The organism is Sporosarcina sp. So3-204 (genome assembly GCF_058068165.1).
In genome coordinates this window covers 3,250,454-3,274,747 of sequence record NZ_CM176485.1, presented here as the reverse complement: position 1 = coordinate 3,274,747, position 24,294 = coordinate 3,250,454, and the positions used below count along the sequence as shown (strand labels likewise).

Below are 24,294 nucleotides of genomic sequence, written 5' to 3'. Positions count from 1 at the left end.
TAAAATGGTCAATAAATTAGATAAGGTCAACGTAGTAATTGTAGGATCAGGATGGACCGGTGGAATTGTTGCGGCAGAACTTACAAAAGCTGGTCACAAAGTCGTGATCCTTGAACGAGGTAAAGATAAAAAACATGAAGATTTTATTGGTACAAAGGACGAACTACGTTACTCGCAACGTTATGATTTGATGCAGAACCTTCATAAAGAAACCATAACATCAAGAAGTGATATATCCCAAAAAGCACTTCCGGTAAGAAACAATGTGAATGCGAGATTGGGTGAAAATACGGGCGGAGCTGGCGTTCATTGGAATGGATGGAGTTTTCGCTGGCTACCTTATGATTTTGAAATATATAGCAAAACAGTCGAACGTTATGGTAAGGACAAACTACCGAAAGATTCAACAATCCAAGACTGGGGGATCACTTACGATGAGTTGGAGCCTTATTTCGACAAATTTGAAAAAACAGCTGGAATTTCAGGTGAAGAAAACCCACTCGGACCGCCACGCTCCGATAAGTATCCTAATCCGCCACTAAAAACTACGCCAGCTGTTAATTTATTTACAAAGGTAACCAAAGAATTAGGCTATCATCCTTATCGAATGCCCTCTGCTAATGTATCGCAAGCTTATGAAAATCCTGACGGAGAAAAGCTAAATGGATGTGTATACTGCGCATTTTGTGAAGAATACGGTTGTGATTTTGGTGCGAAAGCTGACCCTATCGGAACGGTACTTGCCACCGCTAAGAAAACAGGGAATATGGAACTTCGAAACGGGGCGAATGTAACAAGAGTCAGCCATGATGGGAAGCGTGCGACGGGTGTGGTTTATGTCGATACGAATACTGGACAAGAATACGAACAACCTGCTGATATCGTCGTGCTTGCTGGATTCGTCTTTTCAAACACGAAATTACTTTTACTATCAAAAATTGGTGTTCCCTACAATCCGCAAACTGGTAAAGGAATAATCGGTAAAAACTTTACTGGTCATTTCTCAAATCTTTCAACCTATATTGGTGCACGCGGCTACTTTGAAGATAAGAAATTTAACCTCTTTATGGGAACTGGTGCACTTGGTGTGACTATAGATGATTTTGCAGGTGATAATGAAGATCATACAAATTTTGATTATTTGCATGGTTTCGAAGTCCACTTTAGTCAGTTAGGAGCGAGACCGATCTCCAATAACCAAGTCCCAAATGGAACACCTATATGGGGGAAGGAATTTAAGAAAAACTCCTTACACTATACGAATCGAAACTTATTTATAACATCACAAACTGGATTTTTACCAAATAAGTACACCTATTTGGATTTAGATCCAACCTATAAAGATTCACTAGGTAATCCACTATTACGTGTTACTGTTAAATATTTGGATGATGATCGTAATAGAAGTAAAGCTGGTGTAGCTAAATGTGAAGAAATAATGAATAAAATGGGTGCAGATATTATTGATGTAGACGTAGTTGCTGATGATGTAGAATTTGACCACAAATTTTATACTGATCACTTTTTAGGAGGTGTTATTATGGGCGCTAGTCCTGATAACTCCGCAGTCAACACTTATTCGCAAATGTGGGATATGAAAAATCTATTTGTGGTAGGTGGCTCTTCTTTTCCACATACCGGTAATTATAATCCTACTGGAACTATTGGAGCATTTGCCTATCGTGCAGCTGAAGGAATAAATAAGTTCTTGAGTGAAGGCGGCGCACTAACTCAAAAAGAGCAGGAAAGTAATGTTTGATTGCTTTAGATTGAAATAGAAATGTCGAAAAGCTAAGAAGTTTATACAATTTCTAAATCAAAGATAAATCTAAAAAGAAGTGGTATATAATATCTTTTCGGATGTGGGGTTAGTAAGTTATGACCGTTACTTTCATTTGGAGTTTCCGGAAACTTAATTGCCAAATATAATAACTTATAGATTTATTGGAGGCTACTCATTAGTTGACTAAAACTTTGAGAAGCCTTTTTGTTGTCCTTTTATATATTGAAATAATCCATTGTTGTAAGCTTAGTTCACAATTATATTCATACTAGAAGATTACATTGATAATTATCTAATCATGTAGGGGGGACATTTGAAATGTTTTATATGAATCTTAGAGCTGTGTCAATTATTCCAAAGCCTATTATAATTCACGTAGTTGCCAGTTTACTATTTGTCTAATAATGTAATTAAGATGGGCAATAGTAAACAAAAAAAGATTGAGCAGAAAATTAAGAAAATTTTGTTTACTCTTATTTACTTATAATATAATATAAGACATGAAACAAACAACAAATGGATAGATTTAAATGTCAATCAAACATTATAGTAAGTGCTTTCTATTGGTAGGAATAGTTCTATGTTTATTTATGCTAGCTGCCTGTGCTTCAAATTACGATGCTGCAAAAATGAAGACATTGATACAAGTAATCTGAAGCTTGAACACATTATTGAGAAAGCGAAAGAGGAAGGACAAATTAATTCTGTGGGAATGCCGGATGCATGGGCAATTGTCCATTTGAAAAAGTAAGTGAAGTGATTAGTGATAGTTCATGCCCTACTGAATGGCAAGAAATATTAGCTCAGAAAGATATTATATGGACGACAGTTAGTTTAGGAGGGAATAAATAATGCTTATAGACTATCATGTGCATTTGGAAGAAGGACCTTATACATTTAGTTGGATGGAAAGGACAATAAAGGCACTGGAAACATTTCAAGAAGAATCTTCAAAAGATGTGGGCACTAAAGAACGGATTACAGAACAAATCGAAAGATTACAAAGAAGAATACAAGATGGTTGTTATGGGGAAGAGTGGCTAAACTTATATTTACAAAAGGCAAAAGATATTGGATTGAAGGAAGTCGGTATTGTAGATCATTTGTACAGATTCAAGGAAACTTCTGATTACTTCAATAAGTGGATGAATGTGAATCTGAATGATGCAATTGGACGCAAACAGAATGAATGGCTTACAAATGTTATGACTGAGAATATGAAGGAGTTTACCGAAATAATTTTGGCCGCAAAAAAAACGTGGGAAAAAGAAGGCGTTACTTTAAAACTAGGGATTGAAGCTGATTACTTTTATGGAGGAGAAGAGGAATTAATTAATCTTCTGGAAGGTTATCCATGGGATTTTGTTGTAGGTTCAATTCATTTTGTTGATGGTTGGGGTTTTGATAACCCAAAAACAATTGATGTGTTTAATGAATGGGATGTTAAAGAATTATATACACATTTTTTTGAGACTGTAGAGAGAATGATCCGATCTGGCCTATTTGATTTTGTGGCCCATCTGGACAATTTAAAGTTGTTTAATGTTCGAGTTGAAGATGATTCGTTTAATCGTTATTGGTATGAAAGAATCGCTCAAGCTTTGGTTGACACGGATACTGCAACGGAAGTTAATGCAGGACTCTATTATCGTTATCCTGTTAAAGAGATGTGTCCTGGGCCGGAGTTTCTATCGATATTAGTTAACAAAGGAGTTCAATTTACACTTTCTTCTGATTCCCATTATCCTGATGACTTAGGGAATTATACCAAACAAAATTTGGAAACTTTAAAAGGGCTTGGATTAACGCATCTTGTAACGTTTGAAAATCGTGAAAAAGTTTTAAAGAAATTATAAACATAGAAATATCCCAATTAAGATTTAAAAAGCTGTCCGGAATAATTAAATATATTTTTTGGGCAGCCTTTATTTAAATGAAAAGCAGCAAAGAGTTAGTCGTTTTACCTAGAATGGATGAGGGAGGAATTGTAAATGGAGTATTTGGGACTTATCTATGAAGAACAAATAATCCAGAACCTGGAAGTATACTTAAGGTTACTTATAAGTGCACTACTTGGTATGTTTATTGGATGGGATCGAACTTCCAAAAACAAACCTGCAGGATTAAAAACATTTACTTATGTATCCGTTTCAAGTACATTAATAACGCTAGTTTCCATTTATAGTGCAGAGTTTTTTGGGGCATCTAATCCTAATAATAGAATGGATCCAATGCGCCTTGCCGCACAAATAGTAACGGGTTTAGGTTTTTTAGGTGCTGGTTTAATCATGAAGGATGGTCTACGTGTCAAAGGCCTGACGAGTGCAGCAATGATTTTCTTTGCGGGCGGTGTTGGTATAGGTATAGGGGCGGGTTTTTATGGTTTGGTATTTTTCACAGTAATTATTACATTCCTATTAACGAAAGTCAGCAATTTGATTGAACAAAAAGAAGATAGATTAAAAAGGAAAGCAGATTTGAAAAATGTTGCCTAAAATCAAAAAAATAAGCTGAATTTAATAATATGAATCAATTTCATAACTTTGATCTGGAAAGATTTGAGTTATGAAATTGATTCAAATGAAAGGTTATTTTATATTTACGAATAATGCGAAAGATCTGTACAAATAATTTTGAATTAATATCCAAAGTGTCAAGTAGCGGGAATTGCGAAAATCCTATTCTTGATTACCCAAGTACCTACATGTGAAAAAAATTTAAAGATTATAGAATTGGTTGATAAGCTAGTATGGATGTTCCGAACCCGTAAAATGAAAAAAACTCTACAAAATAGTAATTATACAAATAAATTTAAGATACAAAAGAGAATTATTAGGTCACATCCTGCGAAACTTCAGCGGGTTGTGATCTTTTTGTTGATTGCTATTTTAACAATTCGATAAACAGTTCTTAAATAATAATGTCCTTATAGAAAGTAGTTAGGTGAAATTTCTTTCGTACTTTAGTTCTTATGCTGATTAAAACGCATATAGTGGATAATATTATAAAATTAAGCTAGCTAAATCGTTCTTTGGAAGTAATCATTTACTTACTTTATGTAGATGTTTTAGAAACAGATGCAAAGGGATTTATTGATATTGGACAAACTGTTAGTTTTATATTTAACTTACTTAACTTGCTGTAAAGTGAAAGGTTCGAATAATCTGAATATAATGTCGTTATAGCTCTAATAGTAGTTTATAATAGTCTGAGGAGGGATACGAAGTTTTGAAAGTAATGGATGTTATGAGAGCTGAAAAGTAAGAAGACGGAATTGAGTCCAATTGAATTAATAAGTAGCGCCTTCTATGACTTCCTTTTTATCTCTTATATTTTTGATTCGAAAATGATTTTCATTCGATCAAAGATAGATTTATTTATAACCCAAAAGAGTATTCGTCTCCAGATGATATTACTCTCGGTGTAGAATCGCTTTTTAGAATTGTATTGAAAATTGTAAGCTTAGACGATGTCGGATAAAGATATTCCAAATTTAGGAGGGATTGTATGAGCAAAAAGAAGTTTAATACTATCTTCATTGTGACAGTTACTATTCCATTTTTACTGTTAATATTTCCATTATATGAAATTGCTAACAAAGCTGAACCCATAGTAATGGGACTGCCATTTTCATTTTTTTGGGTTATTCTTTGGATTGTAATAACATTTATAGCTATATTAATCTTGCATAAATTTGATCCATCTAATTTGGAAGAAGGTGAAGAATGATGGCTCATTGGCAAATAGCACTAGTTATTATGATTGCTTATTTAGTAGTTGCCCTTGCTGTTGGTATGCTTGCAGGTAAAGGAAGAGATTCAAGTTCATTGGATGAATTTGCTGTTGCAGGAGGTAAACTTGGTCTCATCGTTATGTGGTTCTTAATGGGGGGCGCTGTCTTTAGTGCATTTTCATTCTTAGGAGCCCCAGGCTGGGCGTTCGAGAAAGGGGCACCAGCATTTTATATTATTATCTATACTGCTTTTGCTATTCTACCTTGGTATCTTATTGGACCAAAGATATCAAAAATCGGTAAAAAGTTTAACCTTTATACACTATCTTCCTTTTTGAAATTAAGGTATCGTAGTAAAACTTTAGGCGTTATTGTCGGTTTAATCGCATTATTAGCATCTGTTCAGTACTTGGCGACGCAGCTAACAGGTATGGCAATCATATTTGATATTATGACTGAAGGCAGAATTCCTTTTTGGCTCGGTGCATTACTGTCTTACGGAATTGTTGTTATTTACGTTGCAACAGGTGGTCTTCGTGCTGCCGCGTGGTCTGACGTATTCCAAGGTTTACTTATGATCGTAATCTCATGGGTTGTTGGCTTGGCTATTGTTTTTCAGCTTCATGAAACGATGGGAAGTATGTTTACAACTATTGCGATAGAAGACCCTGCGTTCCTACAAATAGGAAAAGAAGGTTCTAACATGGGGAAAATACCATTTACGACAACAATTCTTGTGTCGGTCATTGGTTTTCTAATGTGGCCACATTTATTTTCAAAATCTTACGCTTCAAATGCCAAGACAATAAAGAAAACAGTACTTGTTTATCCAGTATTTGCATTGTTCTTAATTCCACTTCTTCTAGTAGGTTTTGCTGCAAAGGGTGTAGTCGATGCAAACGTTTTGGAAAGTGCGGATCAAATATTACCGTACCTCATAACAACGGTGATGAATCTTCCGGGTTGGTTATATGGGCTTGTTGGAGCAGGAGCGCTAGCGGCTGCAATGTCTACGGCTGATGCAATCACTCACAGTGCATCGTTAGAAACAACTGACGGTATAATTCGAAACATTAAGAAAGATATACCGGATAGAACAGTACTTCGTATTATGCGTATTGGCGTTTTCGTTATCGGAGGAATTGCTTACTTCATTACTGTTTTTGGAGGACAAGGATTAGTTGCACTTCTACTCGGTGCGTATGGTGCAATCGTTCAGTTTGCGCCAGGGGTTTATAGTGCTTTATATTGGCGTGGGGCAACTGCCAAAGGTGTAGTAAGTGGGTTACTAGTAGGCGCGGTACTTAATTTCTACTTTCAGCTTGTTGCGGAATCCACACCATTTGGTATCCATGCAGGAATAATAGGTCTAATCGCAAACGTAATTATTTTGGTAGGAATTAGTTTAATTACGAAATCACCTGGAAATGAAGAGGAAGATGTTTATTTGCGCAGTTAAGAACTTTTTAGAGTCCTCCAGTTATGGGGATTGAATAGGAGGAGAATAAATGACCGCGGATATTGTGTTTATCAACGGAGAAGTGATTACTGTAGATTCTAACCAGTCAATATTAGAAGCTGTTGCGGTAAAAGGAAATATAATAACTAATACAGGAACGTCTGATGAAATAAAAAAGAGTATTGGAAGTAATACAAAGGTTATTGATTTAAAAGGGAAATCATTAGTTCCGGGGTTTATAGACTCTCACCTTCATTTGACGATTTACGGTACAAATCTTCTTGGGGTTAGTTGTGTCGATCCTCATATCAAGTCATTGAATGATATATATGATGGAATTAGCAAAGAGGCTGGAAATAAACAACCTGGGGAGTGGATTAGAGCGTGGGGCTTTAATGAACATGATATTAAAGAGAAACGTTTTCCAACGAAAGAAGAATTGGATACTATATCCACAGTCCACCCAATTGTTATCATACGTACTTGTAACCATACGTCAATTGCTAACAGTAAAGCATTGGAAATGGCAGGATTTACAAAACAATCGATTAATCCAGAAGGCGGAATAATTGAAAAGAATTGTCAAGGAGAACTGACAGGGAAACTAATTGAAAATGCACATATGCATTTATTCAATGTTGCTTCTTTTTCAGATGTTGAACTTAAGGAAGCGATGGGGCTAGCATCGGATACGTTTGTTAAAGCTGGAATTACAAGTGTGCATGATGCCGGAGGTTATGGTTCGGGCATGGATATTCTTAAAATTATGAAGCAAAGTATTAATTCAGGAGATATCAAGGTTAGGGTTTATGCAATGATTGGTTCTTTGACTGATTCTAAAACATTCATCAGGGAAGCGATTGATGCCGGATTTGTAACGGGGATAGGGAATGAACGGTTTAAAATTGGACCCGCAAAACTCTTTTCAGATGGCAGTAGTACAGGTCCGACACTTGCTACTAGAGAACCGTATGATAGCGATCCAACTAACAAAGGAATACTTTATTTCAGCCAAGATGAACTGAATAAGGTTTTAGGAGAAGCCCATGCAAAGGGTTTTCAAATAACTGCGCACGCACAAGGTGATAGAGCAATTGAAATGGTTTTGGACTGTATTGAAAACGCTTTAGATGAAAACCCACGTGAAAATCATCGACACAGGATTGAACATGCAGGTATCGCTTCACGAGACCTACAGGAACGTATGAAGCAGTTGGAAGTTATTATTGTTCCAAATCCTGGATTTATGTATGTAAATGGAGATTCGTATATAGAGTATTATGGGGATAGAGTCGAGGTTATGTACCCTGCAAGAGACTATATTGACCAATCAATTCCTGCTGCTTTTGCGTCTGATACGCCTGTAATAGTTTATGAACCGCTGTTAGGAATTCATGCAGCTGTGAACAGAAAGACCAAAAGCGGGCAAGGAGTCGGTGTAAGTCAAAGTATCAACGTTTTGGAGGCGGTAAAAGCCTATACTTTGATGGGTGCATATGCAAGTTTCGAAGAGCAAATAAAAGGAAGCATTGAGGTAGGTAAGTTAGCGGATCTTGTAGTCTTAAATGAAAGCTTGCTAACAGTTGAAAAAGAAAAGATAAAGGATATAGATGTTGATATGACAATGATTGATGGCGAAATATTATTCGAAAGAATTGCTACACATTTGATGTAGTAAATAGAGTAACACGAACTCGGAAATCCCAGGACCGCTAACTTTTAGCGATACTGGAATTTTTCGTAATTTAAAGAGTCAATATGCTGTTTTCGTGGCTTTAAATGCCATGCTAATATAGTTTAAGGTCAGGAGTTGGTCAACAGTGGAAGTCTATCTACCCCATTAAAAATAGGGGTGCAAATGCGCACCCCTATAACATTATTTTAATAGGTCAATCAATTTCATAATTGGGTTTTATTGCTACTCCACCACAATATATAGTTGAGTTGAAGCGTTCTCAAACTATATATTGCGTCGTTGTAGCAGATTAAGGTCTTTATGAAATTGATTCAGGTAAGTAGGAAAATACCTTATCCTTCGAAATCTTCATTGTCCTTAAATACCTTTTTCATAATTGAAACGATAAAGTCAAAATCTTCATCTGTACAAGAAAGCGGGGGACTAAGTGCTATAATATTGTTAAATCCAGCAACGGTGTCACCATTTCTACCGATGATTAAACCGTTTGCTTTACATTCACCAATAATTTTTACTACTCGCGCATTAGTTGCAGGTTCTCTTGTGTCTTTATTTTCTACTAGTTCAATACCTAGTAAAAATCCTAGTCCACGAATATCCCCTACAAATGGATGGTCCTTCAAGTCTGCTAATTCCTTTAGAAGTCGTTCGCCAAGTTGAGCTGAACGTTCAAAAAGTTCTTCATTTTCCATAATTTCTATATTTTTTAGTGCAACAGCACAAGCTGCTGGGTTTCCACCAAAAGTATTTACGTGTCTGAAGTGACTATTCTCTTCTCCAGTGTCGAACTTTTCATAAATGTCTTTACGAACAGCCGTAACTGAAAGTGGTAAGTAAGCACTTGTTAATCCTTTGGCCATAGTAATGATGTCTGGCTTTAGATTAAAATGCTGAAAACCAAATGCCTTTCCAGTTCGTCCGAATCCGCAAATGACTTCATCGATAATAAGTAGAACACCGTGACGGTTACATATTTCTTGAACTTTTTCAAGATAAATTGGATGAGGTATTAGAATGCCGCCACCTGTAATAAGTGGTTCCATAATAATCCCAGCAATTGTTTCTTTTTGCTCCCAAATAATTTTCTCTTCAAATTCTTGTGCTCTTTGAATGCTGTATTCTTCAATAGATTGCCCTTTTGGCCTGCGATAATTATCTGGGGGTGCAACGTGTAAGAATCCAGGTGCAAGTGGCTCGTATTTGTATTTGCGTAACGCTTGACCAGTTGCGGCAAGTGCCCCCATTGAGCTACCGTGATACGCTCGGTAACGTGAAATGAATTTAAAACGAGATGCTTCTCCGTTTTGTTGGTGGAATTGGCGAGCAATTTTAAATGCTACTTCATTGGCATCCGATCCACTGTTTGAGTAAATAATTTGGTAGTCATCACCGAGCATTTCATTCAACTTTTCCGCAAGTTCAATTGCCGGACCATGACTTTGTGTCATCGGCACATAAGCCATTTTCTTCATTTGTTCATAAGCCGCAAGTGCAAGTTCCTCTCGACCATAACCGATATTTACAGCCCAAAGTCCAGACATACCATCTAAATATCGATTTCCATTATGATCTGTGATCCATGCACCACTTCCACTTTCAACAATCATAGGTGGATTCTTTTCATTGTAGGCGGAAATATGATGCCAAACATTATCCTTATCTTTTTTCACCAATGATTTTGCTTCATTTTGTGTTAAAGTCATTTTTCTACTTCCTTTCTTGTTTTAAAAGGCAATTTCTAGCTTAATAACGTGCAGTCAACATTTTCTTGCGAGTATAAAACTCAATTCCATCACGGCCATTTGCGTGCAAGTCACCGTAGAAAGACTTTTTATATCCAGAGAACGGGAAGAATGCCATTGGAGCTGGAACACCTAGATTGATGCCCAGCATTCCCGCATCAATTTCTTCTCTAAAGTACCGAATCGCTTTTGCACTATCAGTAAATAAACATGCACCATTTGCAAAGTCAGATTGATTAGTTAGTTCGATTGCTTCTTCTAATGTCTCAACTCGTACGACAGATAAAACAGGTGCAAAGATTTCTTCTTTCCAAATCTTCATTTCTGACGTGACGTTGTCGAAAATTGTAGGACCAACAAAGTAACCACCTTCTGATGTTGACTCGCTGTTACGTCCATCAAATAAAAGATTCGCACCTTCTTTAATGCCAGATTCAATATAACCAAGCGTCTTATCCTTATGTGAATCACGGATTACTGGTCCTAGGAATATACCTTCTTCCAAACCATTCCCGATTGTCATTTTATTCGCTTCATCTACTAGTCTTCCAACTAATTCGTCCGCTATATCGCCAACAGCGACAACTACCGCACAAGCCATACATCTTTCGCCAGCAGATCCAAAGGCTGCATTAATAATGTTGGTAACTGTTAAATCCACATCTGCATCAGGCATAACAATAGAGTGGTTTTTTGCTCCCGCTAACGCTTGAACTCTTTTACCATGAGAAGTACCTGTTTTATATACATACTCAGCAACTGGTTGAGAACCAACGAAAGAAACTGCTGGAATATCCGGATGACTTAAAATGCCATTTACAATATCATGAGCGCCGTGAACGATATTGAAGACACCTTTTGGAAGTCCGGCTTCATTTAATAATTCTGCAAGCCGATTCGCTAGAAGAGGGGTTCTTTCAGATGGCTTGAGAATAAATGTATTACCACTCGCGATGGCTAGTGGGAACATCCAACACGGTACCATCATTGGGAAGTTGAACGGAGTTATCCCTCCAATTACACCAATTGGGTAACGGTACATACCTGACTCGACACCTGTTGCTATATCCGGTAATTGATTTCCCATCATGAGTGTAGGAGTGCCTGCTGCAAACTCAACACATTCAATACCGCGAAGCACTTCGCCGTATGCTTCAGTATAGTTTTTCCCATTTTCAGTCGTAATGATTTTTGCGAGTTCTTCCCAGTGTTCTACTAATAACTGTTGATATTTGAATAGTATTCTTGATCGTTGTGGAACAGCGACTTTTTTCCAAGTAGAAAATGCAGTTTTTGCTGCTTCTACTGCTTTTTCTAAATCATCTATTGTCGAGATTGGTACTTTTGCTAGTATTTCTCCAGTTGCTGGATTTGGTACGTCTTCGTATCTTTCAGTCGTTGACTTTACCCATTGTCCATTAATGAAATTTGAAAGCTCTTTTTTTTCTATTGCTACGATAGTCATATATATTCCTCCTATTAATTGTACTTGCTAGTTGAATGAGTTTTCGTTACACTACACTCTATATATTACAAATTATTTAGAATTTTGTCACTTTACATAATGTGAAATGAATTGTGTATTAATTTAACATTCTGGAGGGATATTTTAAATGAATGAATTAAAACTAACTGTAGGTAATGTCATTTCTCGTGATCTATTCAACAACGCAAAAGTCGTTGCAGGAGCAGGAGGTTTGGATAGGCATGTGAAATGGTCTCACATACTTGAAACAACGGAATTTGAGTCACTAATAAATGGTGGCGAGCTCATCCTGACAACGGGTGCAGTTATTGAGCTAAGTAAATCGGCACAAATACAGTATATGGAACTACTTATAGAAAAAGGCGCAGCTGCTATTTGTATCGAGGTAGGCAGAGACTACGAAAAAATATCATCTGAAATCATATCTATTGCAAACGAAAATGACTTTCCTATCATTATATTTGAGGAAATCGTTAAATTTGTAGATATCACCCAGGATTTACATACATTTATCATTAATCAACATCACGAGATGCTTTCACAACTCGACGGACTTTCAAGGAAGTTTGGTGCACTATCACTTACACATAACGGGATTTTAAAAATCCTTCAAGAATTACACCAATATTTCCAATCAAATACTTTCTTTATAAATGACGATCCAAAACCATATTATTTCCCTCTAGAAGGCAAAGAACTAGAATTGTTAATTCGAAACAAAATTGAAAGTTCTCCATCAGATAACTTAGAGCAAGGGATTTTCACAATCGGAGAAGATTCATTTGCAATTATGCCGGTTCGTGGACTTGGTCAAATTTGGGGCTATTTATGCATGCATGTTAAACAGCCGCTATCTGAAGAGTTTATATTTATTATCTTAGATCGAGCTAGTCTTGCTATTATGCAAATTTTATTGCGAAATCGGACTATTGATGAACGCCAACAAAATTTGGAAGGGAAGTTCATACGGAAATTATTAAATGGACAGGAATATGATTCGAATGATATGCACAATTATTTTCCTACGCCTAGTCGTAATATGCATTTCCGGATTTTTATTATTCAATTAGACTTTATCGAAACAGATTTTCTAGATGAAGAATGGGATGAAGTGAAACTTCAAAGGTCGATGCTTATAAGGTCTCTTTTCAAACGAAATGGTTTTTTTCCTGCCGTATCAATTAAAAAAAATGAAATTGCAGTAGTTGCTTCTTTTATTGCATCTGAGGATTTGAAACGAGAAACTGCTAGGTTTTCACAAGTTACAAAAGAAATCACTAAAATTAAAGAGAATAGCTTTATAGAAGGACATAAATCTGTTTTCGGTATTAGTACTGTCTACAAGGACTCTAAAGATATAAAAAAAGGATATGAGGAAGCAACCACGGTGCTACAAATGCACGATGCAATAACGCTGAATTCAAATTTTTATGAAGAGATTGGTGTATATAAGATTCTACAACCATTATTAGATGCAGGTTATCTTGAAAGATTGGTTAATGATTATTTAGCTCCATTAATTGATTACGATGAAAAAATGCAAAGTGATCTGTTAGAAACACTTACAGTATTCTTGGAACAAATGGGTTCTAAAAAGGAAGCTGCTGAACGTTTATTCATTGTTAGGCAAACGTTGTATCATCGTATAGATAAAATAGAGCAGCTATTAGGCGATAACTTTATGGAACCCCAAAATCGAATTGCATTGGAAATTGCGATTAAAGCATATGAGTTATTACAAGGAATTGAAGTTAACAATAAATCCTAATTACATACAGCATGCCTTTATTAGAGGGGTTATTTGTCGGATTATTTGATAGTGTAATATAATTGAACTAGAAAGATGGGGATAATATGGGAAAATGGTTCCCGAAGTTCTATGATTTGGCAATGAAACCATTAGAGGCCACGCGATTTAAAAAAATTAGAACTCAGCTTGTTCAGAATGCAGAGGGAAAAGTGTTAGAAATCGGATCAGGGACAGGTATTAATTTCCCGTATTATGAGAAAGCAGCGAAAGTAGATGCTGTCGAACCTAATTTGCTTATGAATGCACGCGCCTTAAAGCGTGCGAAACTTTCTAATGTCCCGATTGAATTGCATGAGGTTTCCGCAGAAAATCTTCCATTTGCAGATAATACATTTGATACCGTAGTGGCAACATTAGTGTTTTGTACGATTCCTGACCCAATCAAGGCGTTGAAAGAAATTCAGAGAGTAAGTAAAAAAGATGCGAAGCTTTTATTCTTTGAACATGTTTGTATGGATCAGCCTTTATTAGCGAAAGCCCAAGATATCCTTACGCCTATTTGGTCAAAGCTTTGTGATGGCTGTCAATTAAATCGGGATACTCTTTCACTAGTGAAGCAATCTGGTATCGTGATTAAAGATTTAGAAGGATATTATGCACGCTTGTTTTTGTACATAGAAGGTATAAATGTAAAGTGAAAAAACAAAGCAGAGACTTCAGCTAAGAGAAGCGGAATCTAATTTAATAAACCTGCAATGCTATTTAAGCTCATAGTGAAAATAAATACGGCCTTGATTTATGAATCTAAATCAAGGCCGTATTTATAACGCTATAAGGAAGTATTTAATACTTTAGGTAAATAACTGAATTATCCTTCGCAAAATTGGTCGTGTTATAAAGAATAAGAACATCATTAATTGCTTGTTCCTTTATATATGCCTGCATACTCGCATGATAGTAGCGCAAATCAATCATATGAATTTCCTCAAAATGGTTGGCGAGAAATGGGACCATTGCATGAGCATAAGAGTCTTTAATGAGCAATAACTTCTTGCCGTTTTTTACATTAGATTTGATTACTGCCTGTGCATGATTACCGCCTGTGAAAAATGAGTATTTATCTCTTTTTTGTAGGAAGTCCTTGTCGTATAGTGAGTCCAAACGAGTACCATCTTCAAAGGTAATCGAGTATTCTATTGGAAATTTAGGTTTGAAAATTTCAATTGTATCTGGTTCGATGCGATGATCATTTGCCTTCGAATAAAACGTCCCATAAAAGTCATTGGCTACTGTTTCGGTGGTAAAGTCTTCTATTTGAAGGGGTTTTAGGTTCATTGTCTTTGAAATTTCTAAGTAACCGTAAAATGCCCCTCTAGTTGTCCAATGATGATCTGTTCGGTAATAAATTGATGATTGTTTCACCTTCTCCAAAGGTGTGAAGACATCGACCATTTGTATGGAAAAGTCCAATTGAGACGCGACTCGGTCAGTCGCTTCTTGTTGAATACCTGACTGAGCAAATAGCGGTAGTTTTTCGGGATAAAGCTCAATAGATGTTGGTACTAATGTTACATAAAGATTCGTATTCGGATTCTTTTCTTTAAATATATTTAGATTCGCAATATTTTTATCAAGTTGGGTCGTCAAAGGTTCATTTTTTTCGAAAAGATAGTCATCCTTACCAAAATAGACGTCGTTATTCTCCTGTTTAAGTACTGCTTTTTCTGCCCTCACTTTTAGGCCCGTCCACCATTCTTTGTTAAAGAATTGATCACTCATATACGATTCAAAATCTCGATTAAAATCCCCGGACAAAAAGCGGTCCTTTGTGAAAGTTGGAAACTGACCAAGGGGCCGGTTTTCGAATTCAGAGAAAGAAGTATCCTCCTTCAAAAAATTGAACAGCCCTACACCGCCGATAAAACAGAGGAATGTCGCGATTAATAAATATTCTTTTATTTTCATCTTGTCACTCCTTGTCTCTTAAAATCGGAAGTATAAAAACGGGTTGAACGATTCATCTACTAAATAAGCAGTTGCTAACAATAATATAGAGACTAATACGATAAATTTAATAAACTGTCGAGTAGTCAACCACAAAATACTTTCTTTTCGAAGCAATGCTTGATCGACAATTTTCCAAGCAGGTGTGGCCGCAATTCCAGCAATGACAAACAGTACTAAGTTTGTGTAAAGGTTGTATAGAAACTGTGTGTCATAAAGTTCCGCAAAACCAAACATCACTTTCAAATAGTCAATCCCTAAACTAAAGTCTTCCGAGACGAATAATACCCAACTAATGATAACGACAAATAGTAAATACGTATGCTGAAAGAATGCAGGCATTTTCTTTAGGAAATTCAACAACCCGGCTTTTTCAATTGTGAGAATGACACCAAAATACAATCCCCATAACATGAAGTTCCAACTTGCGCCATGCCAAAGTCCTGTTGCGGCCCAGACAATGAAAATGTTTCGATAGTTGTTAAATTTACCTTTACGATTACCCCCTAGTGGAATATACAAATAGTCCCGAAACCATGACCCAAGTGTAATATGCCATCTTCGCCAAAACTCTGTCGCACTTTTTGCTATATATGGATATCGAAAGTTTGTCGGGAAATTGAAGCCAAACATCTTGCCCGATCCAATTGCCATATCCGAGTAGCCGCTAAAATCGAAGTATATTTGAAATGTGAAAGCGATAATTCCTAACCAAGCTGCTAACACGGTTAATTCTCCAGGTCCAAGCGACTGTGTATCATTCCAAAGAGAACCAATTGAATTGGCAATGAGCACTTTTTTTCCAAGGCCTATCGTGAAAATTTGAACACCTTCGTAAAATTGACTGCGGTTCCATTTCCGGTGCATTAAATCCTGTTCGATGTCTTGATAACGAACAATAGGGCCTGCGATTAATTGTGGAAATAAAGAAACATAAAGCGCGAAAGTAATTAGATTTCTTTGTGGTTTAAGTATACCCCGGTATACATCAATCGAATAAGACATCGTTTGGAAGGTAAAAAACGAAATTCCGATGGGTAATGGCAAATCGAGTGGGGAAATACCAATCCCGGTTAAATGATTCAAGTTGTCGACTAAAAAATTCGCATACTTGAAAAAAGTTAACACACCTAAATTTATGATGATAGATGAAATAAGTGCCAGTTTAGCTTTTAAAGGCGAATTTTCTCTATGTTTATGAATATAAAGTCCGTGAAGATAGTCCACACCAGAAGAAAATATTAATAAGACGATGTAAATGGGTTCTCCCCAAGCATAAAAAAATAAACTGACCGCTAATAAGATTAGATTCTTTAATTTTCGGGGGCTTATATAATAAAGTAAAAGAGCGACTGGTAGGAAAAAAAACAAGAATGTTAAACTGCTGAAAACCAAATGATCACATCCAATTAGTGGTTGTCTATTTTAAAATGAACACGTCTAGTTAAAGACGTGTTCATTTTAAAAATTACTTAAAGTTATTGTCGAATGCCTCTACCATTTTTTCAGGATTTGTAGAAGTGACATAGATAAGATATTTACCATTTGTTTTAATAATATTTTGTTTCACTTTTTCATATTGATCTGGTAAATACTGTTCCCATGTTTGGACTTGTGCTTTTAATTCGCGTTCAAGACCTGCTTTTAAAGCTTCTACATCTTCTTCTGTTTTTGCTTCAAGCATAATAATTTCATCTGCATTGACATTCATCATAGCAAACATTGCTTTACCATTTGCAAGTAAACCTTGCTCAAGTTCCATTCTTTCTAAAAGTATTTCAACAGCAGGATTATCATCACTTTGCGTCAAATCTTCAATGAAATAATTATTTAGCAGCTCTTCCTTTGTTAAATTATCGCCTTCTTGTAAGTTTTCCACCATCGCATCTTCAACAGATGCGTACGTCTTATCAAATGATACTTCTTCAGCACCAGATGTATTTTCTTCCTTTTTTGATCCGCATGCGGCTAACATTAGCATTACTAGTAATATTGTAGTAACCAACTGAAACTTCTTCATGTAAATCCTCCTAATATATAGAAATAATTTGTATCACAATCTATTAGTCGTATCTAAATGGAATTAGTTACAAAAAAGAACAAATGTTGATTTAGTTCCTGTAATAATCAAGTAAGAAAGTGGTTAATGTTTTTTAATGTTACCCCGTATTGAAGTGTCTAGTTAAAAAATACCCTGGCAATACTGAATGCAATATTGCTCAGGTATTTTAAATCTACTCCCCATCATCTAATTGCATTGTGGAGCGGTCATCTAAATAACGATATAATGTTGATTTGCTAATTCCTGTCGCTTCTTTTATTTCATAAAGCGTATATCTTTTACTATCATACATCGCAAAAGCCTGCTGTAAATTATCATCTGATTTCCTTGGGCGACCAATAGATTTACCTTGTTGTTTCGCAGCTTGTAATGTGAATGTTGAAGAGTGGCTCAGTAACGTAGATTGTAAACTTGTGAAAAAAGTCGCGCTTTGAAGTAGTGATACTTGTTGTATCGTTTGATTCGTTAATTGTTCATCAACGAAGTGAATGATAATTTGATCTCGTTTCGCTAATCGCAATATATCTAGAAGTTGTTGCAAAGAATCAGCTAGTACTGCAATATTTTGGACGAATATTTCATCATCTTTTTGGACAGTCATTAATAAACGTTCAAGTTCTTTTCTTTTTTTAGCAAGTCCATGGGCTTCTTTAAATAAAGTGTCAATGAAAACCCCTACATTCAATTGGTTTTTGCATTGCTGATCTTGGACAATCGGACGGGCATATCCATAGTTCATATTTTTTAGCTCCTAACTTCCCAAAACTATTCACTTATGGGACTTTAAATGTTATACTACTAACATTCTAACATTGGAATAATATTATTGTAAGTTTATGTAACATGAAAGGGGAACAATATGCATACTTTAAAACAACAATGGTTTGGGAATGTGCGTGCCGATATTTTAGCAGGTATCGTTGTAGGACTAGCACTTATTCCTGAAGCATTGGCTTTTGCGTTCATTGTGGGAGTAGACCCACGTGTCGCGTTATATGCTTCGTTTACAATTGCAGTCATTACAGCGTTTGTCGGTGGTCGTCCTGGCTTAATTTCAGCTGCAACTGGTGCGATGGCTTTAGTCCTTGTCAGTTTAATGGCGAATCATGGCCTACAATATGTACTTGCAGCAACAGTTTTAACAGGAGTCATCCAATTAATACTCGGAGGACTTGGTGTTGCTAATTTAATGCGCTTCATCCCTAATTCCGTCATGCTTGGATTTGTTAATGCGCTAGGTATAATGATTTTTATTACGCAAATGCCTTATTTACTTGGTTCTAGCAGTATTACCTATATATTTGCGATTATTACTTTAATCTTAGTATATGCGATTCCACGATTTTTTACGGCAATACCTGCACCACTCATTGCGATAGTCGTTATGACTGCGATTGCACTTATAAGTGGTGTGAAGATGCAGACGATAGGTGATTTGGGTACAATGCCGAATTCATTACCGATATTCTTCCTCCCGGATATTCCTCTTAATTTTGAAACATTTAAAATTATATTTCCATATGCTTTAGCACTATCAATTGTTGGTTTACTAGAATCACTTCTATCATCACAAGTATTGGATGACATGACGGATACGTCTAGTAATAAAAACAAAGAAGCGCGTGGACAAGGGATTGCGAATTTTATCACAGGCTTTTTTGGTGGAATGGCAGGATGTGCGTTAATAGGGCAATCAATCATCAATATTAAGTCAGGTGGACGAGGTCGTTTATCGACATTGACTTCGGGTGTATTTCTCATGTTTTTAATCATCGTTTTAGGTGATATTGTGATCAAAGTTCCAATGCCGGTTCTTGTTGGCGTAATGATTATGGTTAGTTTTACAACGTTTAATTGGGGTTCGTTTAAGTTTCTAAAACAAGCGCCTAAATCAGAATCTCTCGTTATGCTCATTACGGTTGCTATTATTTTATATACACATAATTTAGCAATTGGTGTTGTAATTGGTGTTGTATTAAGTGCTCTATTCTTTGTTGCAAAAAGTTCACGTGTCAATGTAACGGAAGAATTAGGTGAATATAAAGTAAAAGGACCTTTATTTTTTGCGTCAACGACAAAGTTTATACAGTCTTTTGATAACGTAACAGAGAAAACAATAACAATTAATTTTGAAAATAGTCAGCTATGGGATGAATCTGCAGTAGGAGCCATATTAAAGGTGAAACAGAAACTTGAAGAAAAAGGTATAGTAGTACTGATTAAAGGATTAAATTCTTCAAGTGAACAATTATACGAGAAATTAATATAAGGGGGAAACTAAATGAAGATTGCTGTAGCAATTGATGGATCAGAAAACGCTGTACGTGCAGCAAAGCATGCGATTACGCTCGCACAGTACTTACCAGAGGCATATTTAGAAATAATTTATGTAGCTGACTATAGTAAAGCCAAAGATGAGAGATTATTAACTCAAAGCCCGGAAAGCTTATCTTTAAAAAGAGAGAAAAAAGTAAATCCTATTTTAGAGTTAGCGAAACAAGCAGGGGTAAAAACGTCGGTTACGATGTTAAAAGGGAATCCGAGCCAAGAAATAATAAAGTATGTGAATCAAGAAAAAGCTGATCAGCTTGTTATCGGAAGTCGTGGTTTGAACACTTTTCAAGAAATGGTTCTTGGTAGTGTCAGTCATAAAGCGATGAAACACGTGAATTGTCCGGTTACAATTGTTAAATAAGTATTAATTCTAATAAAAGTGTTTAGAGGTTCTAATAATAGTATGGTAATATAAAGTATATAAATATTTAAAAGGATATTCTGAAGGTGTGTTGATTAGATGATAAACAAATTACAAGTTAGGCAGCTTTGTCAAGATTTCACGTCGTTATCTGAAAAGGATATTGAAACGATAGAAAGAGCAGCAGAGCAACTAACATTAATGGCTGATATTACGAGAACCAACATGTTCATTAACTGTTTAGTGAAGGACTCGCCACATGCAATTGTTGTGGCAGAAGCTTCGCCGAGTTCAGGGGAATCAATTTATAGTAATCCTTATGTAGGAACCATGGTGTATGAAGAATTTGAGCCAAGTGTTTTTTTATCGTTTCGAACGGGGAAGAAACTGTTCTTCAATAATGCTGTAACGCAAAATGGTAAACTTGTTCAGCAAAGCGTTGTACCTATTAAGAATGATTCAGATATTGTCATCGCTACATTAATTAAAGAAGAGCTTAAATTTGAGAATAAATTGATGACATCGCAAAGGAAATATGCAAAAACATCTGAGACTTTGTTATGGGAATTGTACTTCGGAACAGAATATGGACGTCCGGGACTTTCTGATATATTGAAGGAGCATTTTATACTTGTTAATTCTTCGCTTCATATCGTCTATGCAAATCCATCAGCACAAAACTACTTCTCAGAAATGTGGGGGGTAGAAGGTGGTGTTGGAAAATCAGTCACTCAGGTTATTCCTTTTATTACGCCTTTTATCGAATCTGAAAAAGATTTAATTATAGAAGAAATAAAAGTGGGGACATCCTTTTTAGAAGTTAGAAAGGTTGACATCTATCAAGATGACCATGTGTTTGGCATGCTTATTCTATTACGCGACATTACAGATTTGCGAATGAAAGAACGTGAACTTGTTTTAAAATCTGTAGCGATCCAAGAAATACATCACCGCGTAAAAAATAATTTGCAAACTGTTGCAAGTCTGTTGAATTTACAAATAAGAAGAGGCGTCTCAAAAGAGAGCAAAGGCTATCTTACGGATAGTTTGAACCGTGTGTTAAGTATTGCAGCAGTTTATGAGATTGTTTTAACTGGAGAAGATACTGATGAAGATCAAGTTGATATTGTCAGGTTATCAAACAAAATAGCGGGTATGCTTTTGCAAAATAATGACACAGAGAAAGTAATTGGACTAACGGTTAGTGATGAAGTAATTATTGCGAATTCAAAAAAAGCTGTATCAATTGCACTTGTGGTAAATGAATTGGTTCAAAATTCTATTAACCATGCATTTAAAGATAGACAATCGGGACATATTTTAGTAAAGTTTAATAATAAAATAGATCAAATAGTGTTAGAAGTTAGTGATAATGGCTCAGGTATTAAAGAGGGTGTGAAAAATTCACTAGGGTTGGATATTGTGATGATGATTATAGAGCATGACTTGTCTGGAAAATATACTATTAACTCTTCAGCGGAAGGTACAAAAATGATTGTAACACTTCCAAAAGAAGGAAAGGATTTTACATAGTATGAAAAAAAAGATATTAATTGTTGAGGATGAATCGATTATTCGATTAGACCTTTCTTCTATTATTTCTGAGAATGGTTATGAAGTTATTGGAGAAGCAGGAGATGGTGAAAAAGCTATTGAATTAGCATTTTCATTAGAACCCGATTTAATTATAATGGATATAAAAATGCCGAAATTAGATGGTTTGAAGGCATCCAAAATTATATCTAAAAAAATAGATGTTCCAATTATCTTATTAACAGCGTATAGTCAAAAGGAATTTGTAGAGCAATCCAAATACGCGAACGTAGTTGCATACTTGGTGAAACCGGTTTCAGAGGTGAATTTAATACCTGCTATAGAGGTTGCATTGAATCAGGCTGAAAAAATTCAAGAGATTCGCGATGCTGTAATTTTAGCGGAAAAAGAATTAGAACAAAGAAAGATTTTTGAAAAAGCCAAAGGCTTATTGATGGAGAAAGAAGGCCTTTCTGAAAATGAGGCCTATCAAAAGATTCGAAAGATTAGTATGGATGGCCACAAATCAATGGCTACTATAGCTGCGGGTATTATTTCTGATATGAAGTGAATTTGTTTTAACTACAAGTGAATAGTAGGGGAGCAAAGATGCTTCACGTTGGTTTATTTATCAACGGGATGCGTCTTTTTTAATATATTAATATAACAAAAGGGGAATGGTATTGGAATGGAGAATATAGGTAACTACGTAGTATACATTATTATGGTTTGTGCTGTTTTAGGAGCATTTGGTGCTATCAGAAATGCTGAAGAAGGAATTGGTAAAGAGTTTATGACTGGGCTTCATGCAGTTGGTCATATTTTCGTACCTGCAGCTGGAATTATGGCATCTATTCCGTATTTATCTCAATTTATTGATAAAGTACTAGGACCACTATTTAATTCTATCGGAGCAGATCCTGCACTTGCTGCAACAACGATTCTCGCTTCTGATATGGGTGGATATCAGCTTGCAAATGTTTTGAAAGATACACAAGAAGGACTTATTATGGCATTAATTGTTGGTTTTATGTCAGGTGCTACAATTGTATTCTCAATTCCTATGGGTCTTGCGATGCTAGATAAGCGCGATCATAAATTTATGGCACTTGGAATAATGGCAGGTGTTTTGTCAATTCCAATTGGAGCACTAATTGCAAGTGTGTTAACGCTAGTCTTTAATACGAAAGTTCGTGAAGTAATTGATACGACCAGTGCTTCTACCTTCGAGTTTGCATTATCTTACGGCAAAATATTAGCTAATCTATCGCCATTATTTATATTTGTTGTTGTACTTGCCGCAGGACTAAAATTTGCGCCTAATATTATGATTACTGGTTTCATGATTTTTGGTCGTGTAATGGATGCGGCTATTAAGTTAGTTCTCGTCTTTTCTATCGTTGAAATATTCACAGGTCTTTTTTCTACATTATTTGGTGCATGGGGATTCGACCCAATTATGGCTGACAAAGCAGACCAATTCCGTGCCCTTGAAACTGCTGGTTATATTGGAATAATGCTTGCTGGTGCGTTCCCGATGGTCTATCTTTTGCGTAAATATGCGTCTAGACCATTGGAGGCAGCAGGTAGAAAGATTGGTCTAAGTTCTACAGGTAGTGCAGGTATGTTAGCAACAATCGCTAATATATTAGCAATGTTCCAACTTGTGCGTTACATGCGTCCAAAAGATAAAGTTATTAATATAGCGTTTGCGGTTTGTGCTGCTTTCCTTCTAGGAGATCACTTATCGTTTACAGCAAACTTTCAACCAACACTTATACTACCAATTCTAATCGGTAAAATCTCTGCAGGTTTTATCGCAATCGGTTTTGCATATTGGTTATCTGTTCCAACTGCCCTACGTCTTGAACAAGAAGACCGTGATAGTGGTGTAATTCGACCAGGCGAATACTTAGAAGAAGATGTAATAGTGAAGAATAATTGACAAAAATGAACGTTGAAGGTAAAAATGGTGTACAAGCCTAATTATAGGGGTGGACAAAAATGAGTGAAGAAAAACAACGTTTTATTCAGGAATTTGTACCAGGTAAGCAAGTTACACTTAGCCATATAATAGCCAATGCCGATCCTGATATGTTCGTCAAATTGGGTATTGAAAAAAAGGGTGCGCTTGGTATTTTAACATTAACACCGAGTGAAACTGTTATTATAGCGGGGGATATCGCGACAAAAGCATCAAGTGTTGATATCGGTTTTCTAGATCGATTTACAGGGAGTTTAGTAATTGTAGGAACGGTATCAGAAGTTGAAATGGCAATGATTGAAGTGACTCGATTTTTAGCGGAAACATTAGGTTTTACAACATCTCCTATAACGAAATCATAAAGGAG

The 24,294-nt window shown here is 36.0% G+C and carries 20 protein-coding genes; 14 read left to right on the top strand and 6 right to left on the bottom strand.

Annotation, left to right across the window (positions count from 1 at the left end; genetic code table 11):
- Positions 1–4: 4 nt before the first annotated feature.
- The 6 genes from AC3RV6_RS16130 (at position 5) to AC3RV6_RS16105 (ending at position 8,650) form a co-directional block, all read left to right on the top strand.
- Complete coding sequence (locus tag AC3RV6_RS16130) at positions 5–1,759, top strand: GMC family oxidoreductase (protein ID WP_489746986.1); 1,755 nt, start codon at positions 5–7, stop codon at positions 1,757–1,759.
- A gap of 875 nt (positions 1,760–2,634) precedes the next feature.
- Positions 2,635–3,639: a histidinol phosphate phosphatase domain-containing protein gene (locus tag AC3RV6_RS16125; protein ID WP_489746985.1), complete on the top strand. Its 1,005-nt coding sequence runs from the start codon at positions 2,635–2,637 to the stop codon at positions 3,637–3,639.
- A 135-nt stretch (positions 3,640–3,774) separates the two neighbouring features.
- Positions 3,775–4,278, top strand: a complete 504-nt coding sequence (locus AC3RV6_RS16120; RefSeq protein ID WP_489746984.1) for an MgtC/SapB family protein — start codon at positions 3,775–3,777, stop codon at positions 4,276–4,278.
- A gap of 1,012 nt (positions 4,279–5,290) precedes the next feature.
- Positions 5,291–5,512 carry a hypothetical protein gene (locus AC3RV6_RS16115; RefSeq protein WP_489746983.1) on the top strand — a complete coding sequence of 74 codons (222 nt, stop codon included), beginning with the start codon at positions 5,291–5,293 and terminating at the stop codon, positions 5,510–5,512.
- Entirely contained in the window at positions 5,512–6,975 is a 1,464-nt protein-coding gene (locus AC3RV6_RS16110; RefSeq protein ID WP_489749289.1) for a sodium:solute symporter family protein, read from the top strand. The genes AC3RV6_RS16115 and AC3RV6_RS16110 overlap by 1 nt, the downstream gene beginning before the upstream one ends.
- Positions 6,976–7,024: 49 nt before the next feature.
- On the top strand, positions 7,025–8,650 hold the full coding sequence (locus AC3RV6_RS16105) for an amidohydrolase (protein WP_489746982.1): 1,626 nt from the start codon (positions 7,025–7,027) through the stop codon (positions 8,648–8,650).
- 353 nt (positions 8,651–9,003) lie between these two features.
- Here AC3RV6_RS16105 and AC3RV6_RS16100 read toward each other — a convergent pair whose 3' ends face one another.
- Positions 9,004–10,374 (bottom strand): aspartate aminotransferase family protein, encoded by a 1,371-nt coding sequence (locus AC3RV6_RS16100; RefSeq protein WP_489746981.1) that lies wholly within the window; start codon positions 10,372–10,374, stop codon positions 9,004–9,006.
- A gap of 40 nt (positions 10,375–10,414) precedes the next feature.
- On the bottom strand, positions 10,415–11,878 hold the full coding sequence (locus tag AC3RV6_RS16095; RefSeq protein WP_489746980.1) for a CoA-acylating methylmalonate-semialdehyde dehydrogenase: 1,464 nt from the start codon (positions 11,876–11,878) through the stop codon (positions 10,415–10,417).
- A gap of 148 nt (positions 11,879–12,026) precedes the next feature.
- On the opposite strand from AC3RV6_RS16095, the gene AC3RV6_RS16090 reads away from it, so the two are divergent.
- Together AC3RV6_RS16090 and AC3RV6_RS16085 are read left to right on the top strand one after the other, a co-directional pair.
- Positions 12,027–13,667: a PucR family transcriptional regulator gene (locus AC3RV6_RS16090; RefSeq protein WP_489746979.1), complete on the top strand. Its 1,641-nt coding sequence runs from the start codon at positions 12,027–12,029 to the stop codon at positions 13,665–13,667.
- A gap of 86 nt (positions 13,668–13,753) precedes the next feature.
- Positions 13,754–14,347, top strand: coding sequence for a class I SAM-dependent methyltransferase (locus AC3RV6_RS16085; RefSeq protein WP_489746978.1), 594 nt, complete (start codon positions 13,754–13,756; stop codon positions 14,345–14,347).
- Positions 14,348–14,492: 145 nt separating this feature from the next.
- Here AC3RV6_RS16085 and AC3RV6_RS16080 read toward each other — a convergent pair whose 3' ends face one another.
- The 4 genes from AC3RV6_RS16080 to AC3RV6_RS16065 all read right to left on the bottom strand — a co-directional run bounded on the left by AC3RV6_RS16080 (position 14,493) and on the right by AC3RV6_RS16065 (position 18,454).
- Positions 14,493–15,614: a DHHW family protein gene (locus AC3RV6_RS16080; RefSeq protein WP_489746977.1), complete on the bottom strand. Its 1,122-nt coding sequence runs from the start codon at positions 15,612–15,614 to the stop codon at positions 14,493–14,495.
- Between the two features lie 18 nt (positions 15,615–15,632).
- On the bottom strand, positions 15,633–17,048 hold the full coding sequence (locus tag AC3RV6_RS16075) for an MBOAT family O-acyltransferase (protein WP_489746976.1): 1,416 nt from the start codon (positions 17,046–17,048) through the stop codon (positions 15,633–15,635).
- A gap of 73 nt (positions 17,049–17,121) precedes the next feature.
- Positions 17,122–17,673: a DUF4358 domain-containing protein gene (locus AC3RV6_RS16070; protein ID WP_489746975.1), complete on the bottom strand. Its 552-nt coding sequence runs from the start codon at positions 17,671–17,673 to the stop codon at positions 17,122–17,124.
- A 214-nt stretch (positions 17,674–17,887) separates the two neighbouring features.
- The gene (locus AC3RV6_RS16065; protein ID WP_489746974.1) at positions 17,888–18,454 is read right to left on the bottom strand and encodes a recombinase family protein; all 567 of its coding nucleotides are present in this window, start codon (positions 18,452–18,454) and stop codon (positions 17,888–17,890) included.
- A gap of 120 nt (positions 18,455–18,574) precedes the next feature.
- Here AC3RV6_RS16065 and AC3RV6_RS16060 point away from each other — a divergent pair, with 120 nt between their 5' ends.
- The 6 genes from AC3RV6_RS16060 to AC3RV6_RS16035 all read left to right on the top strand — a co-directional run bounded on the left by AC3RV6_RS16060 (position 18,575) and on the right by AC3RV6_RS16035 (position 24,289).
- Positions 18,575–19,984 carry a SulP family inorganic anion transporter gene (locus tag AC3RV6_RS16060; RefSeq protein ID WP_489746973.1) on the top strand — a complete coding sequence of 470 codons (1,410 nt, stop codon included), beginning with the start codon at positions 18,575–18,577 and terminating at the stop codon, positions 19,982–19,984.
- Between the two features lie 12 nt (positions 19,985–19,996).
- Complete coding sequence (locus AC3RV6_RS16055; protein ID WP_489746972.1) at positions 19,997–20,410, top strand: universal stress protein; 414 nt, start codon at positions 19,997–19,999, stop codon at positions 20,408–20,410.
- A gap of 99 nt (positions 20,411–20,509) precedes the next feature.
- Entirely contained in the window at positions 20,510–21,943 is a 1,434-nt protein-coding gene (locus AC3RV6_RS16050; protein WP_489746971.1) for a histidine kinase N-terminal domain-containing protein, read from the top strand.
- Between the two features lies 1 nt (position 21,944).
- A complete protein-coding gene (locus tag AC3RV6_RS16045) occupies positions 21,945–22,514 on the top strand; it encodes an ANTAR domain-containing response regulator (RefSeq protein WP_489746970.1) in 570 nt (189 codons plus the stop codon).
- Positions 22,515–22,631: 117 nt separating this feature from the next.
- Positions 22,632–23,888: an ethanolamine utilization protein EutH gene (gene eutH / locus AC3RV6_RS16040; RefSeq protein ID WP_489746969.1), complete on the top strand. Its 1,257-nt coding sequence runs from the start codon at positions 22,632–22,634 to the stop codon at positions 23,886–23,888.
- A gap of 59 nt (positions 23,889–23,947) precedes the next feature.
- Positions 23,948–24,289, top strand: a complete 342-nt coding sequence (locus AC3RV6_RS16035) for a BMC domain-containing protein (protein ID WP_489746968.1) — start codon at positions 23,948–23,950, stop codon at positions 24,287–24,289.
- Positions 24,290–24,294: the final 5 nt, after the last annotated feature.